Here is a 13376-nt window from a genome sequence, read left to right on the forward strand (position 1 = left end):
GGTGTTACGGCTGGGGCGTGGCGTGCGGCTCGCACGTCACGTCCTGGCTGTCCACCTTGCCGGTGAGCAGGTACGTCTCGACCCGGGGGTTGATGCAGGGGTTCACCAGACCGGTGACGCCGTGCGAGCCCGCGTTCTTCTCGGTGATGAGACGCGAGTTCTTGAAGCGCTTGTGCAGCTCGACCGCGCCGGCGTACGGCGTGGCCGCGTCACGCTCGGACTGGACGATGAGCACGGGCGGCAGGCCCTTGCCGGTCTTGACCTGGGTCGGCTTCTGCTGCGGCGCGGACCAGGTGGCGCACGGCAGGTTCATCCAGGCGTTCGCCCAGGTCATGAACGGGTACTTCTCGTGGAGGCGGGAGTTGTCCCGGTCCCACTTGTTCCAGTTCGTCGGCCACGCGGAGTCGGCGCACTCGACGGCGGTGTAGACGGCGTTGCCGTTCTCCGACGCGATGTTGCCGGCGGTGTCCGTGAGGTCCGCCGCAGCGCCGTCGATCAGCGGCTGCGGGTCACCCGCGGCGTAGGCGCTCCAGGCCTCGGCGACCGGGACCCACGAGGAGTCGTAGTACGGCGCGCTCTGGAAGAAGCTGATGAGCTCCGCCGGACCGACCTTGCCGCCGAGGGGGTTCTGCTTGGCGGCGGCGCGCAGCTTCACCCACTGCTGCTGCACCTCCTCGAGCGTCTTGCCGAGGTGGTAGGCGTCGTCGTGCTGGGCGACCCAGGTCATCCAGTCCTTCAGACGGCCCTCGAAGGCGATGTCCTGCTCCAGGTTGGCCTGGTACCAGATGTTGCTCTTCGCCGGGTTGACCACGGAGTCGACGATCATGCGACGCACGTGGTCCGGGTACAGCGTGCCGTAGACGGCGCCCAGGTAGGTGCCGTACGAGACGCCGATGAAGTTGAGCTTCTTCTCGCCGAGCGCGGCCCGGATGACGTCGAGGTCACGGGCGGTGTTGCGCGTCGTCATGTAGGGCAGCATGTCGCCGCTCTTCTCGGCGCAGCCCTTGGCGTACTCCGCGGCCAGCTTGCGCTGGGCGAGCTTGTCCGCCTCGGTGTCCGGGACCGGGTCGAGCTTGGGGCCCTTGACGAACTCGGTCGGGTCGACGCAGGAGATGGGCGCCGAGTGGCCGACACCGCGCGGGTCGAAGCCCACGAAGTCGTACGCCTTCGAGGTGTTCACCCAGAGCGGGTTCTTGGTGGTGACCCGGCGCGGGAAGCGCAGGCCGGAGCCGCCGGGGCCGCCGGGGTTGTAGAGCAGGGCGCCCTGGCGCTCGGCGGCGGTGCCGGTGGACACGGCACGGTCGACGGCGAGCTTGATCTTCTTGCCGTGGGGCTTGGCGTAGTCGACCGGAACGGTCACCCAGCCGCACTGGATGGGCTTGGCGAAGCCCCAGTCGGCGGGGCAGTCCTGCCAGTCGATGCCGGCCTTGGCGGCCTCGGCGGCGGCGATGGTCGCACCGCGCGCCTCGTCGTCGCGGTCGTGGCCGGTGACGGCACCGGCCGTCGGCGCGGCGAGCGCGGTCGCCATGAGCGTGCCCGCTATCAGAGTGCCGGCGGAGCCGAGCACTGCTGTACGTCTCAAGTGGTTCCTCCCCCTCATTGGGCGCCACCCCCGTGGCAGCGCCGCAGTGGGCTGTCCGGGGGATCCTTTCGTCCTTGGGGCCTCCGGTAAAAGGGCGTACACGTGTTTCTTTGCCGAACCAATAACCGGAGAGCGGTGTACCGCTGAGCGGAACTCACTTCGGGGCGAGCAGCTCCAGCCCCTCGTCCAGGGCCCGTCGGAGGGCGAGGGCGTCCGGCGCGACCGCGCTGACCAGGGCGGCGGGGCCGGCGAGGGGGACGAGCACGGCGTGGTCGCCGAGCAGTCGCGGCTCCGGCGGTTTGCCCGCTTCGCCCCCTTCTGTCGTGAAGTGCGGGTCCACCACGAGGAGTTGCCCGGTGGCCCGGTGACCGCCCAGGACGGCGGGTCCGTCCCAACCGTCGGACGCTCCGGGACCGTATCCCAGCTCCTGGTCGAACAGCGGACGGCCGGCGATCCGCACGGTCAGCCGGGTGGCGAGGGTGCCGGGCCGCTCGCCGTGCCGGCCGAGGATCTGTTCCTCCCGGAGCACGAGCCGTGCGTCGGCGGCGAGGTCGACCGTGGTCCGCATGGCCAGCTCCGAGCCCGCCGCCGAGACCAGCTGCTCGGGCAGCCAGCGCAGCTCCGCGCCCGCGCCGACGGTGAGCGCGATGTCGTAGGTGGCGGGGCCGCCGACGGGGCCCGGCAGGGCGACGGTCGCGGCGGCGGAGTCCACCAGGAGCCGCGCCCCGTCCCGTACCTCGGCCGTCAGGGCGAGCCGGTCACCGCCGAGCGGGGCGCTCATGGCGCCGACGACGGTGACCCGGGTGTACGGGCCGGGGGCGCGGGTGCGGCGCAGGGCGAGCGGCCCGTCGCTCCGCAGGACGGGCAGCGAGCCGTCGGGCGCGGCGACGATCCGGGCGGTGGCGCGCAGGCTCATGCGGCCCACGCGGCGAGACGGGCCCGGACCCAGTCGGCGACCGGGCCGACGCCCGCCTCGGAGCGCAGCGAGGTGAAGGCGACCGGCAGCTCGCCGCGTTGCGCGGCGGCGTCGCGGGCCATCCGCTCCAGGTCGGAGCCGACGTACGGGGCGAGGTCGGTCTTGTTGACGACGAGGAGGTCGGCGGTGGTGACGCCGGGGCCGCCCTTGCGCGGGATGTCGTCGCCGCCGGCGACGTCGATGACGAAGATCTGGGCGTCGACCAGGCCCTTGGAGAAGGTGGCGGTGAGGTTGTCGCCGCCGGACTCGACGAGGACGAGGTCGAGCGGGCCCACGGAGTCCTCGAGCTCCTCGACGGCTTCGAGGTTGGCGGAGATGTCGTCGCGGATCGCCGTGTGCGGACAGGCGCCGGTCTCGACGGCCTGGATGCGCTCGGGCGGCAGCACGGCCTCGCGGAGCAGGAACTCGGCGTCCTCGCGGGTGTAGATGTCGTTGGTGACGACGGCGAGGGAGAAGCGGTCGCGCAGCTCGCGGCAGAGGGCGGCGACGGTGGCGGTCTTCCCGGACCCGACGGGCCCGCCGAGACCGATGCGCAGGGCGCGGCGGGCGCCGTCGGGACGGTGGGCGTCGGCGGAGACGGCGTGGATGTGGTCGTTGCCGTGGTCGAGGTGCATGGGTGGGCTCCAGCTCCAGGTCTCGGATGGGGGTCGTCGGGCCGGGTCGACGGTCGCTCGGCGCGTCGGGGCGGCGGCCCGGTGGGGCGGGTCAGGAGGCGAACAGGCGGACCGGCCAGCTCGCGTGGTGTTCGGCGGTGAGGTCGAGCAGCGGGGCCGAGGCGGCGGGCAGCGCGTGGACGTCGCTCTCGCGGGCCGCCGAGGCGGCGCGCGCGGCGATCCGGTCCAGGTCGGGCGCGAGCCGGGCGAGGACCGCGGTGGCCTGGAAGGGGTCGAGGCCGAGCAGGCGCACGGCGGCGGTGGCCGGGCCGCTCACCGTCTCGTACCCCACGCAGTGCGCGGCGTCCTCGGGGTCGAGCCCGGCCACCCGGGCCGCGGTCCCGAGCACGACCGGCTGGTGGGCGCCGCGCGGGAACGCGGCGGCCAGCCGGTCGAGTTCGGGGCTCGGCCAGGCGGCGCGGGCCGCCCGCATCATCTGCCGGCCGAGTCTGCGTGCGGTGGCGCGCAGGGCGGGCGAGGGGGTGCGGGCGTCGGCGGCGGCGTCGAGCTCGTAGGGGTCGGCACCGAGCGCCGCCGAGGCGGCGAGCGCCGCCGAGGTGAGCCCGGTGGTGTGCAGCCTGCCGCGGCAGAACGCCTCCAGGTCGGCGGCGTCCTTGAGGCGGCCGGCCTTGACGGCCGCCTCGGCGCCGCCCGAGTGGGCGTGCCCGCCGGCGGGGAAGCGCCCGTCGGCGAGCACGAGGAGTGCGGATCTCATGGTGGTCCGGGGTCCGTCAGAAGAGGAAGTAGCGCTGGGCCATGGGCAGTTCGGCGGCGGGTGCCGGTTCGACCGGTTCGCCGTCGATGGTCACCGAGAAGGTGTCGGCGTCGACCTCGACCCGGGGCAGGGCGTCGTTCTCCCGCATGTCGGCCTTGGTCACCCGGCGGGTGGAGCCGATCGCGGTGAACTCCTTGTGCAGGCCCAGCCTCCGCGGCAGGTCGTCCTCGATCGCCGCCTCGGCGACGAAGTTGACCGAGCCGGCCGCGGCCGCCCGCCCCAGCGCGCCGAACATCGGCCGGGGCAGCACCGGTTGGGGCGTGGGGATGGAGGCGTTGGCGTCGCCCATCTGCGCGTAGGCGATCTGGCCGCCCTTGACGACGACGAGCGGCTTGACCCCGAAGAAGGCGGGCTCCCACAGCACCAGGTCGGCCAGCTTGCCGGGTTCGACCGAGCCGACGAGGTGGCCCATGCCCTGGGCGACGGCCGGGTTGATCGTGTACTTGGCGACATAGCGCCGGGCCCGGTGGTTGTCGGCGGCGCCGTCGCCGGGGAGCGCGCCGCGCCGCTTCTTCATCACATGGGCGGTCTGCCAGGTCCGCATGATCACCTCGCCGATGCGCCCCATGGCCTGGGAGTCGGAGGAGATGATCGAGATGGCCCCGAGGTCGTGCAGGACGTCCTCGGCGGCGATGGTCGAGGGCCGGATGCGGGACTCGGCGAAGGCGAGGTCCTCGGGGACGGCCGGGTTGAGGTGGTGGCAGACCATCAGCATGTCGAGGTGTTCCTCGATGGTGTTGACGGTGTGCGGCCGGGTCGGGTTGGTCGAGCTGGGCAGTACGTGCGGCTCGGAGACCACGGTGATGATGTCGGGCGCGTGCCCGCCGCCCGCGCCCTCGGTGTGGTACGCGTGGATGGTGCGGCCACCGATGGCGGCGAGGGTGTCGCCGACGAAGCCGGCCTCGTTGAGGGTGTCGGTGTGGATGGCCAGCTGGGCGCCGGTCTCCTCGCAGACGCTCAGACAGGCGTCGATGACGGCCGGGGTCGCCCCCCAGTCCTCGTGGATCTTGAATCCGAGCGCACCGCCGCGCAGTTGGGAGTGCATGGCCTCCCGGGACGTGGTGTTGCCCTTGCCGAGCAGACCGATGTTGACGGGGAAGGTGTCCAGGGCCTCGAACATCCGGGCCATGTGCCAGGGGCCGGGGGTGATCGTGGTGGCCTTGGTGCCCTCGGCCGGTCCCGTCCCTCCGCCGACGAGGGTGGTCACCCCGGTGGCGAGGGCCTGTTCGACGACGGTCGGCGAGATGAAGTGGACATGGGTGTCGACGGCTCCCGCGGTGACGATCCGCCCGTTGCCGACGATCACCTCGGTCTCGGGGCCGATGACGAGGTCGGGATGGACCCCGTCCATGGTGTCGGGGTTGCCGGCCTTGCCGAGGGCGGTGATCCGGCCGTCCCGGATGCCGATGTCGGCCTTGACGATCCCCCAGTGGTCGATGACCACGGCACCGGTGATCACGGTGTCGGGGGCGCCTTCGGCGCGGGTGGTGCGGGACTGGCCCATGGACTCCCGGATGACCTTGCCGCCACCGAACACGGCCTCCTCGCCGGCGCGGCCGGGACCGCCGCAGCGGTCCTCCTCGATCTCGACGAGCAGGTCGGTGTCGGCGAGCCGGATGCGGTCGCCGGTGGTGGGGCCGAACAGGTCGGCGTAGACGTCGCGTTGCAGCTCAGGCACGGTCTTCTCCGGTCGGCTCGGTGCGGTCGAGGGGGCCCGCGGTCTCGCCGCGCAGCCCCGGCACGATCCGGCGGCCGGCGATCGGCACGAGCTCGACCTCGACGGCTATGCCGGGCTCGAAGCGCACGGCGGTGCCCGCGGCGATGTTCAGGCGCAGCCCGCGGGCCTCGGCGCGGTCGAAGTCGAGCCCGGGATTGGCCTCGGCGAAGTGGTAGTGGGAGCCGACCTGGACGGGCCGGTCGGCGGCGTTGAGGACGGTGAGCCGGCGGACGGGGCGGCCCTCGTTGAGGGCCACGGGAGCGTCCGCGTACAGGATCTCTCCGGGGATCATCGGTCGCCGCCCCCTCAGATGATCGGTTCGTGGACGGTGACGAGCTTGGTGCCGTCGGGGAAGGTGGCCTCGACCTGGACGTCGTGGATCATCTCGGGGATGCCGTCCATCACCTCGTCCCGGGTGAGCACCTTGCGCCCGGAGGCCATGAGCTCGGCGACGGTGCGCCCGTCGCGGGCGCCCTCCAGGACGTGGGAGGTGATCAGTGCGACGGCCTCGGGGTGGTTGAGCAGCACGCCTCGCGCCCGGCGCTTCTCCGCCACGTCCGCCGCTACATGGATGAGCAGTCTTTCCTGCTCGTGAGGGCTGAGTTGCACGCTTCCACCTCGCTGTCGTCCACCGGGTATGGCTCCCGGACGCAGCGGACCCTAGCGGCCTTCAACACTCTGTTGACCTGCTGGGATGCACCGCTGCGCCAGACATTGCACGTTAGGGCGGAAGTTTTTCCTGCTCGTTAACTCCGACTTTGCGTCCACGTGGAGATCAGCCCGACGGCGTACCCGGGTCGCGGTGGTGCGCCGCGATGCCGAAGCGGTGCTGTTCACCCGGAGCGGACGCCATCGGATGCACGACGGCCACCGAGCTGACCGCCTGCTCCTCGACCGGATGCTCGGCCGACTCGAGAAGCTCCAGGTCAGCGGCGGAGACCAGGGCGACGAGCGGTTTGCCGTGGCGGGTGACGACCACGCGCTCATTGCCGTAGACGACACGGTTGATCAGATCGGCGAGCTCTGCGCGCGCTTGCGTCACCGGAATCTCGTAGGCCATGCTCCTCATCTTACGACCTGTACGTCCTGTACATTTTTTACAGACAGAGGAGTACGCCATGCCCGAGGCCCGCCACGTCCTTCCCGAGTTCACCGAGCGCACCGGCTACGGCAGCCGCACGCTCGACCCCTACTCCAAGCTGCTGGAAGGCCGGATCGTCTTCCTCGGCACCCCGGTGGACGAGACCGCGGCCAACGACGCCATCGCCCAGTTCCTGCACCTCGAGTACGACGCCCCCGAGCAGCCGGTCTCCCTCTACATCAACTCCCCCGGCGGCTCGGTCAGCGCGATGACCGCCGTATACGACACGATGCGCACGCTCTCCTGCGAGGTGGAGACCACCTGCCTCGGCCAGGCCGTCGGCCCCGCGGCCGTTCTGCTCGCGGCCGGCGCGCCCGGGCGGCGCCTGGCGCTGCCGGGGGCCCGGATCGTCCTCCAGCAGCCCGCCATGGACGAACCGTTGCGAGGCCAGCCCAGCGATCTGGACATCCACGCGCGGGAATTGCTGCGCCAGCGCGAGCTGATCGTCGGACTGCTCGCCGAGCACACCGGCCAGAGCCGGGGACGGACGGAGTCCGACATCGACCGGACCACCGTGCTCGACGCGCCGGCCGCGCTGGCGTACGGCCTGGTGGACCACGTGGTTCAGAGCCGCGGCCACTCCCTCGGCGCCGGGGAGAGGTGATCCCCCGTGGTCCCGGAGCTTCCGCCGCTGCCCGCGCTGACCCGCGCCGAGGGCGAGTTCATCGACACCTACCTCGAAGTCGTCGACCTCCTGGGGCGAATCAATCCATCCAGGACCTCGCATACCTATGGGGCACTCCGGGCCGCTCAGGCGCTGGTGGGACGGGCGACGGCCCTCCGTGACGCGCTGACACTCATGCATATGCGCGGCGAGAGCGAGGTCCACGCGGACACATTGGCGCACGCGTTACGGGTGTTGGACGGAGAGCGACGATCAGGCCGCGTCACCATCCCTCGGAAGTCCGCGAGTTGACACCGAGGCGTGTCGTGTCCAGGTCCACCCGGGGCACCCGGACCGCAGATTCACTCCCCCGTTCGGCGTAGTCGACGAATCGACATAGAGCTCAGACGAGTTGCGCAACAGGAGTACGCATCTGGCGGAATCGGGCGTTCCATCCCAGGTGCGGGGCTCGTAGCCCAAACCTCGGAAGATCGATAAACCTGACTGTCCACCCGTATGGATCAGTCGTGAGGAGCCTCACATATCGCCGTTTCAGCTCGGTTTTCGGCCCGGACGTGGGTCAAGATCCTCGACGACGACAAGCCCCCGCCACCCACGGCGGGGCGGTCCGGGCGGACGCCGAGTCCTGCCGCCGTCCCGGACGACTGGTCGACAGGAGTGGATCGGCAGGAGTGGAGGACCCGAGCAGTACGGGACGTTCTCGCAGTGGGGACGTTCCTTGGGGTGAAGCCGCGTCAGCGGCCGGGCAACTTCGTCTCGCCCGAACCCGACAGGTCATCCTTCACAGGCGGGCTGACGAAGGGTTGCGCATGACTGCGCAGATTCATGTCCCGTCCCTGCTGTCCCGGGCCGGAGCCGTCTCGGCTCTCACCCTCGCCGCCGTCGGCGGCACGCTGCTCGCCCCAGGAGTGGCGCCGGAGGCCCAGGCCGCGACCTCATACGCCAACAAGGCCTTGAACGTCGCCGCCTCGAAGCAGGGATCGCCTTACCGGTACGGCGCCTCAGGACCGAACCGTTTCGACTGCTCGGGCCTGACGCTCTACTCGTACAAGAAGGCGGGCAAGACGCTGCCCCGCACCGCGCAGCAGCAGTACAACAAGACCCGGCACATCTCGGGGGCCAGCCGGCAGAAGGGGGACCTGGTGTTCTTCCACTCCGGCGGAAGGATCTACCACGTCGGGATCTACGCGGGTAACAACAAGATCTGGCACTCGCCGAAGACCGGATCGTGGGTGAAGCTCGACCGGATCTGGAGCTCGAAGGTCTACTACGGCCGGGTGCGCTGACGCGCCGGCCCCGAACGACGGCGCGGGAGGAGCGCCCGGTGGCGCCGCCGGCCCCTCCTCCCGCCCGACCCCTACGCCGCGTGCGCCGCCGGCCAGGGCAGCCTGATCCACACCGTCTTGCCGCCCTCGTCGGTGGGCGTCACCGAGAGCCGCCCGCCCGCCTCCGCCGCCAGATAGCGGATGATCACCATGCCGCGCCCGTTGTCCTGCTGCACCGCGGCGGGAAGCCGTCGCGGCCAGCGCGGATGGCTGTCGGTCACCCCGATGCGCAACTGCTCGTCGCGTTCCAGCCGGAGGTCGACCGTGAAGGTCGGCGACTGGCCGAACGTGTGCTGGACGGCGTTGGTCGCCAGTTCCGAGACGATGAGCCGCACCGTGTCCGCGGTGTCCCCCGCGTCGTCGAGCCCCCAGGATTCGAGGACGTCCGCGACGTATCTGCGGGCGGCGGCCACCGAGGCCGGGTCGCTCGGCAGCGTGACCGTTGCTTCCTGGTGATCTGCCATGGCGACGCTGTCCTTTCCCACCGGGGCCCGGCCCCGGATTGCGCTTCGCGTCAGGGTGCCACCGATCGTGCCGCCCTGGGCGGCGATCCACCAAGATATGCGCATATCTGTCGCCCGAAGCAGTGAACGCCCCGACGGGCGACCGGACAAGCGTGCGTGCCCCGGCGGTCAGGCCCCGGCGGGCGCCGTCCGTACGATCGTCTCGACGGCCTGCTCGATCTCCGCGTCGTCGAGGTCCGCGCGGGCCGTCAGACGCAGCCGGGAGATGCCGTCCGGGACCGACGGCGGCCGGAAGCAGCCGACGCCCAGACCCCGCTCGCGGCAGTCCGCCGCCCACTGCAGCGCCTCCTGCGGGCCCGGCGCGCGGACCGAGACCACGGCCGCGTCGGGATGCGCGGCGGTCAGACCCGCCTCCGTCAGCCGCCGGTGCAGGCTCGCCGCCACCTCCCGGGCCCGGGCGGCGAGACCCGGCTCGGCCGCGATCAGCCGCAGGCTGGCGAGGGCGCCGGCCGCGGCCGCCGGAGCGAGCCCCGTGTCGAAGATGAAGGTGCGGGCCGCGTTGACCAGGTGCTCGATGACCCGGGCCGGGCCGAGGACGGCGCCGCCCTGGCTGCCGAGGGACTTGGAGAGGGTGAGGGTGGCGACCACGTCCGGGTCGCCCGCGAGGCCCGCCTCCTTCAGCGCGCCGCGCCCGCCCTCCCCCAGCACGCCGAAGCCGTGCGCGTCGTCGACGACCAGGCCCGCACCGTGCGCCCGGCACGCGGCGGCGAGCCCGGCGAGCGGCGCCCGGTCGCCGTCCACGGAGAAGACCGAGTCGCTGACCACGAGGGCCCGGCGCCCCGGGTGGGCACCGAGGGTCTTGGCGACGGCCTCGGGGTCGGCGTGCGGGACCACGGCCGTCTCGGCGCGCGCGAGGCGGCAGCCGTCCACGATCGAGGCGTGGTTGCCGGCGTCCGACACGATCAGCCCGTCACGGGCGCTCAGCGCGGTGAGCGCGGCCAGGTTGGCGGTGTAGCCGGAGGAGAAGACGAGAGCCGCCTCGAAGCCGGTGAACTCGGCGAGTTCGCGTTCCAGGCGGGCGTGCAGCCGGGTGGAGCCGGTCACGAGCCGCGAGCCGGTCGAGCCGGCGCCCCAGCGGCGGGCCGCCTCGGCCGCCGCCTCGGTGATCTCCGGCCGGCGGGTCAGGCCCAGGTAGTCGTTGCCGGCCAGGTCGAGCAGCTCGGACTCGGCCGCCCGGGGGCGCAGGGTCCGCACCAGTCCCGCCTCCGCGCGCTGCCGTGCCGCGGCGTCGGTCCAGTCGAAGGCGGCCGCACGCGGGTCCCGCCCCTCCCTCGGGTCCTGCGGGGCATCGGGGTACGAGGGCATGGCGGATCCTTTTGTAGGCAGCGCACAGACCCTAACCGGCGCGGGCCGAGGTCAGGGTGTGGCCATACACACACCTCAAACGGCGCCGTTTGTTCAGATCCTCCTTGGCCGCGGGGTGTGCGGTAGGCCAGGATCAGCGCTTATGGACCTGCTGAACACGCTGGTGGAGAAGGGGCTGCGGCGCGAGTCGCCGACCCGTGAAGAAGCGCTCGCCGTACTGGCGACCTCCGACGACGACCTGCTCGATGTGGTGGCTGCGGCCGGCAAGGTGCGCCGGCAGTGGTTCGGGCGCCGGGTGAAGCTCAACTACCTGGTCAACCTGAAGTCCGGCCTGTGTCCGGAGGACTGCTCGTACTGTTCCCAGCGCCTCGGCTCCACGGCGGGGATCCTCAAGTACTCGTGGCTGAAGCCGGACGAGGCCTCCGCCGCGGCGGCGGCCGGGGTCGCCGGCGGTGCGAAGCGGGTCTGCCTGGTGGCGAGCGGCCGCGGTCCGACGGACCGTGACGTGGAGCGGGTCGGCAAGACGATCGAGGCCATCAAGGAGGCGAACGAGGGCGTGGAGGTCTGCGCCTGCCTCGGTCTGCTCTCGGACGGCCAGGCGGAGCGGCTGCGGGAGGCCGGCGCCGACGCGTACAACCACAACCTGAACACGTCCGAGGCCACGTACGCGGACATCACCAAGACCCACACCTACGCGGACCGCGTGGACACCGTGCAGAAGGCGCACGCGGCGGGCCTGTCCGCCTGCTCGGGCCTGATCGCGGGCATGGGCGAGACCGACGAGGACCTGGTCGACGTCGTCTTCGCGCTGCGCGAGCTGGACTCCGACTCGGTGCCGGTCAACTTCCTGATCCCCTTCGAGGGCACCCCGCTCGCCAAGGAGTGGAACCTCACCCCGCAGCGCTGCCTGCGGATCCTCGCGATGGTCCGGTTCGTCTGCCCGGACGTCGAGGTGCGGATCGCCGGCGGCCGCGAGGTCCACCTGCGGTCGATGCAGCCGCTGGCGCTCAACATCGCCAACTCCATCTTCCTCGGCGACTACCTGACCAGCGAGGGCCAGGCCGGCCAGGCCGACCTGGACATGATCGCGGACGCCGGCTTCGAGGTGGAGGGCGCGGGCACGACGACGCTGCCGGCCCACCGCGCGGACGCTGCCGCGGCGGCGGGCGGCGGCTGCGGATCCGCCGCCGCGGGCTGCGGCTCGCACGCCGAGGCGGGCGAGGCGGGCGGCGGCTGCGGTCCGTGCGGGGCCACGGCTCCCGCTCCCGCTCCGGCCGCCGACGCCGCCCGCACGGACCTGGTGGCGGTGCGCCGCCGGGGCGCCGGCACGGACCTCGCCCCGAATGCGTAACGAGGAACTGCTGGCCCTGGACCGGGCGCACGTCTGGCACCCGTACGGCCCCATGCCGGGCCGTGCGGAGCCGCTGGTCGTCGCGTCCGCGTCCGGGGTACGGCTCCGGCTCGCCGAACCGGCCGAGGGACAGGCCGAGTTGATCGACGGCATGTCCTCGTGGTGGTCGGCGATCCACGGCTACAACCACCCCGTTCTCAACGAGGCGGTGCGCGGTCAGCTCGACCGGATGAGCCATGTGATGTTCGGCGGGCTCACCCACGAGCCGGCCGTGCGGCTCGCCGCCCGCCTGGTCGAGATCACGCCCGAGCCGCTGCGGCACGTCTTCCTCAGCGACTCCGGTTCGGTTGCGGTCGAGGTCGCCGCCAAGATGTGCCTCCAGTACTGGCGTTCGGTCGGCCGCCCCGGCAAGCGGCGGCTGCTCACCTGGCGGGGCGGCTACCACGGCGACACCTGGCAGCCGATGTCGGTGTGCGACCCCGAGGGCGGGATGCACGAGCTGTGGTCCGGCGTCCTGCAGCGGCAGGTCTTCGTCGACGCGCCTCCCGTCGTGTACGAGGAGTCGTACGCGGATCTGCTGCGCGAGGCGATCGGGCGGCACGCGGACGAACTGGCCGCCGTGATCGTGGAGCCGGTGGTGCAGGGGGCGGGCGGCATGCGCTTCCACTCCTCCGACTACCTGCGCGTCCTGCGGGAGGCGTGCGACGAGCACGACGTCCTGCTGGTCTTCGACGAGATCGCGACCGGGTTCGGGCGGACGGGTGCGCTGTTCGCCGCCGACCACGCCGGGGTCTCGCCGGACGTGATGTGCGTGGGCAAGGCGCTGACCGGCGGCTATCTGTCGATGGCCGCGACGCTGTGCACGGGCCGCGTCGCCGAGGGCATCTCGCGCGGCGAGGTCCCCGTGCTGGCCCACGGCCCCACCTTCATGGGCAACCCGCTGGCCTCGGCGGTCGCCCTCGCCTCGATCGACCTGCTCCTCTCACAGGACTGGCGGACCGAGGTCAAGCGCATCGAGGCCGGCCTCCGCGAGGGCCTCGCGCCCGCCGCCGGCCTGCCGGGCGTCCGCGACGTCCGGGTCCTCGGCGCGATCGGAGTCGTCCAGCTCGACCACGAGGTCGACATGACGGCGGCGACTCGGGCGGCGGTCCGGGCGGGGGTGTGGCTGCGGCCGTTCCGGGACCTGATCTATACGATGCCGCCGTTCGTGACGGGGGACGAGGACGTGACCCGCATCACGGAAGCGGTAAGAGCAGCAGCCCACGAGGGCTGACCCTCCGGGGCGGGGCCCGGCCACCCGGGCCCTGCATCGGCCCCCGGCCCGCCGCAGGCCTCGCGTCCGCGAGTTGTGGGCCGCCCCCCGTTGTGGGCATTCGTTCCGCTGGGGCGGAACGGGTGGGCA

15 protein-coding genes and 1 riboswitch are annotated in these 13376 nt (G+C 72.3%); of the genes, 5 read left to right on the plus strand and 10 right to left on the minus strand.

Annotation, left to right across the window (positions count from 1 at the left end; all coding sequences use genetic code 11):
* Positions 1-4: 4 nt before the first annotated feature.
* The 8 genes from ACH414_RS18980 to ACH414_RS19015 form a co-directional block, all read right to left on the minus strand.
* Complete coding sequence (locus ACH414_RS18980) at positions 5-1582, minus strand: alpha/beta hydrolase (RefSeq protein WP_382533550.1); 1578 nt, start codon at positions 1580-1582, stop codon at positions 5-7.
* Positions 1583-1736: 154 nt separating this feature from the next.
* On the minus strand, positions 1737-2498 hold the full coding sequence (locus tag ACH414_RS18985) for an urease accessory protein UreD (protein WP_382533548.1): 762 nt from the start codon (positions 2496-2498) through the stop codon (positions 1737-1739).
* Positions 2495-3172: an urease accessory protein UreG gene (gene ureG, locus ACH414_RS18990; RefSeq protein WP_382533546.1), complete on the minus strand. Its 678-nt coding sequence runs from the start codon at positions 3170-3172 to the stop codon at positions 2495-2497. Before ureG ends, ACH414_RS18985 begins: the two co-directional genes overlap by 4 nt.
* 91 nt (positions 3173-3263) lie before the next feature.
* Positions 3264-3926 (minus strand): urease accessory protein UreF, encoded by a 663-nt coding sequence (locus ACH414_RS18995; protein WP_382533544.1) that lies wholly within the window; start codon positions 3924-3926, stop codon positions 3264-3266.
* A 16-nt stretch (positions 3927-3942) separates the two neighbouring features.
* The gene (locus ACH414_RS19000; protein ID WP_398942552.1) at positions 3943-5664 is read right to left on the minus strand and encodes an urease subunit alpha; all 1722 of its coding nucleotides are present in this window, start codon (positions 5662-5664) and stop codon (positions 3943-3945) included.
* Positions 5657-5995 (minus strand): urease subunit beta, encoded by a 339-nt coding sequence (locus ACH414_RS19005; RefSeq protein ID WP_382533540.1) that lies wholly within the window; start codon positions 5993-5995, stop codon positions 5657-5659. The genes ACH414_RS19000 and ACH414_RS19005 overlap by 8 nt, the downstream gene beginning before the upstream one ends.
* A gap of 14 nt (positions 5996-6009) precedes the next feature.
* Positions 6010-6312 carry an urease subunit gamma gene (locus ACH414_RS19010; RefSeq protein ID WP_382533538.1) on the minus strand — a complete coding sequence of 101 codons (303 nt, stop codon included), beginning with the start codon at positions 6310-6312 and terminating at the stop codon, positions 6010-6012.
* A 166-nt stretch (positions 6313-6478) separates the two neighbouring features.
* Entirely contained in the window at positions 6479-6763 is a 285-nt protein-coding gene (locus tag ACH414_RS19015) for a type II toxin-antitoxin system Phd/YefM family antitoxin (protein WP_382533536.1), read from the minus strand.
* Between the two features lie 58 nt (positions 6764-6821).
* On the opposite strand from ACH414_RS19015, the gene ACH414_RS19020 reads away from it, so the two are divergent.
* The 3 genes from ACH414_RS19020 (at position 6822) to ACH414_RS19030 (ending at position 8755) form a co-directional block, all read left to right on the plus strand.
* On the plus strand, positions 6822-7448 hold the full coding sequence (locus tag ACH414_RS19020) for an ATP-dependent Clp protease proteolytic subunit (RefSeq protein WP_382533535.1): 627 nt from the start codon (positions 6822-6824) through the stop codon (positions 7446-7448).
* A 6-nt stretch (positions 7449-7454) separates the two neighbouring features.
* Complete coding sequence (locus ACH414_RS19025; RefSeq protein WP_391770354.1) at positions 7455-7760, plus strand: hypothetical protein; 306 nt, start codon at positions 7455-7457, stop codon at positions 7758-7760.
* 315 nt (positions 7761-8075) lie between these two features.
* A riboswitch (cyclic di-AMP (ydaO/yuaA leader) is annotated at positions 8076-8275 on the plus strand.
* A gap of 3 nt (positions 8276-8278) precedes the next feature.
* A complete protein-coding gene (locus tag ACH414_RS19030; protein ID WP_382533531.1) occupies positions 8279-8755 on the plus strand; it encodes a C40 family peptidase in 477 nt (158 codons plus the stop codon).
* Positions 8756-8826: 71 nt separating this feature from the next.
* Here ACH414_RS19030 and ACH414_RS19035 read toward each other — a convergent pair whose 3' ends face one another.
* Together ACH414_RS19035 and ACH414_RS19040 are read right to left on the minus strand one after the other, a co-directional pair.
* Entirely contained in the window at positions 8827-9258 is a 432-nt protein-coding gene (locus ACH414_RS19035; protein ID WP_382533530.1) for an ATP-binding protein, read from the minus strand.
* Between the two features lie 168 nt (positions 9259-9426).
* The gene (locus ACH414_RS19040) at positions 9427-10623 is read right to left on the minus strand and encodes an 8-amino-7-oxononanoate synthase (protein WP_386568520.1); all 1197 of its coding nucleotides are present in this window, start codon (positions 10621-10623) and stop codon (positions 9427-9429) included.
* Positions 10624-10765: 142 nt separating this feature from the next.
* On the opposite strand from ACH414_RS19040, the gene bioB reads away from it, so the two are divergent.
* Entirely contained in the window at positions 10766-11974 is a 1209-nt protein-coding gene (gene bioB / locus ACH414_RS19045; RefSeq protein ID WP_386568517.1) for a biotin synthase BioB, read from the plus strand.
* Positions 11967-13247 carry an adenosylmethionine--8-amino-7-oxononanoate transaminase gene (locus tag ACH414_RS19050; protein ID WP_382533524.1) on the plus strand — a complete coding sequence of 427 codons (1281 nt, stop codon included), beginning with the start codon at positions 11967-11969 and terminating at the stop codon, positions 13245-13247. The genes bioB and ACH414_RS19050 overlap by 8 nt, the downstream gene beginning before the upstream one ends.
* Positions 13248-13376 lie beyond the last annotated feature (129 nt).

This window comes from Streptomyces sp. NPDC020422, assembly GCF_044386705.1.
GTDB lineage: Bacteria > Actinomycetota > Actinomycetes > Streptomycetales > Streptomycetaceae > Streptomyces.

Coding starts and splice junctions, on each gene's coding strand:
- ACH414_RS19030 (WP_382533531.1), top strand. CDS start 8,279: ATGACTGCGCAGATTCATGTCCCGTCCCTGCTGTCCCGGGCCGGAGCC.
- ureG (WP_382533546.1), bottom strand. CDS start 3,172: ATGCACCTCGACCACGGCAACGACCACATCCACGCCGTCTCCGCCGAC.
- ACH414_RS19050 (WP_382533524.1), top strand. CDS start 11,967: ATGCGTAACGAGGAACTGCTGGCCCTGGACCGGGCGCACGTCTGGCAC.
- ACH414_RS19035 (WP_382533530.1), bottom strand. CDS start 9,258: ATGGCAGATCACCAGGAAGCAACGGTCACGCTGCCGAGCGACCCGGCC.
- ACH414_RS19020 (WP_382533535.1), top strand. CDS start 6,822: ATGCCCGAGGCCCGCCACGTCCTTCCCGAGTTCACCGAGCGCACCGGC.
- ACH414_RS18985 (WP_382533548.1), bottom strand. CDS start 2,498: ATGAGCCTGCGCGCCACCGCCCGGATCGTCGCCGCGCCCGACGGCTCG.
- ACH414_RS19005 (WP_382533540.1), bottom strand. CDS start 5,995: ATGATCCCCGGAGAGATCCTGTACGCGGACGCTCCCGTGGCCCTCAAC.
- bioB (WP_386568517.1), top strand. CDS start 10,766: ATGGACCTGCTGAACACGCTGGTGGAGAAGGGGCTGCGGCGCGAGTCG.
- ACH414_RS18995 (WP_382533544.1), bottom strand. CDS start 3,926: ATGAGATCCGCACTCCTCGTGCTCGCCGACGGGCGCTTCCCCGCCGGC.
- ACH414_RS19015 (WP_382533536.1), bottom strand. CDS start 6,763: ATGGCCTACGAGATTCCGGTGACGCAAGCGCGCGCAGAGCTCGCCGAT.
- ACH414_RS19040 (WP_386568520.1), bottom strand. CDS start 10,623: ATGCCCTCGTACCCCGATGCCCCGCAGGACCCGAGGGAGGGGCGGGAC.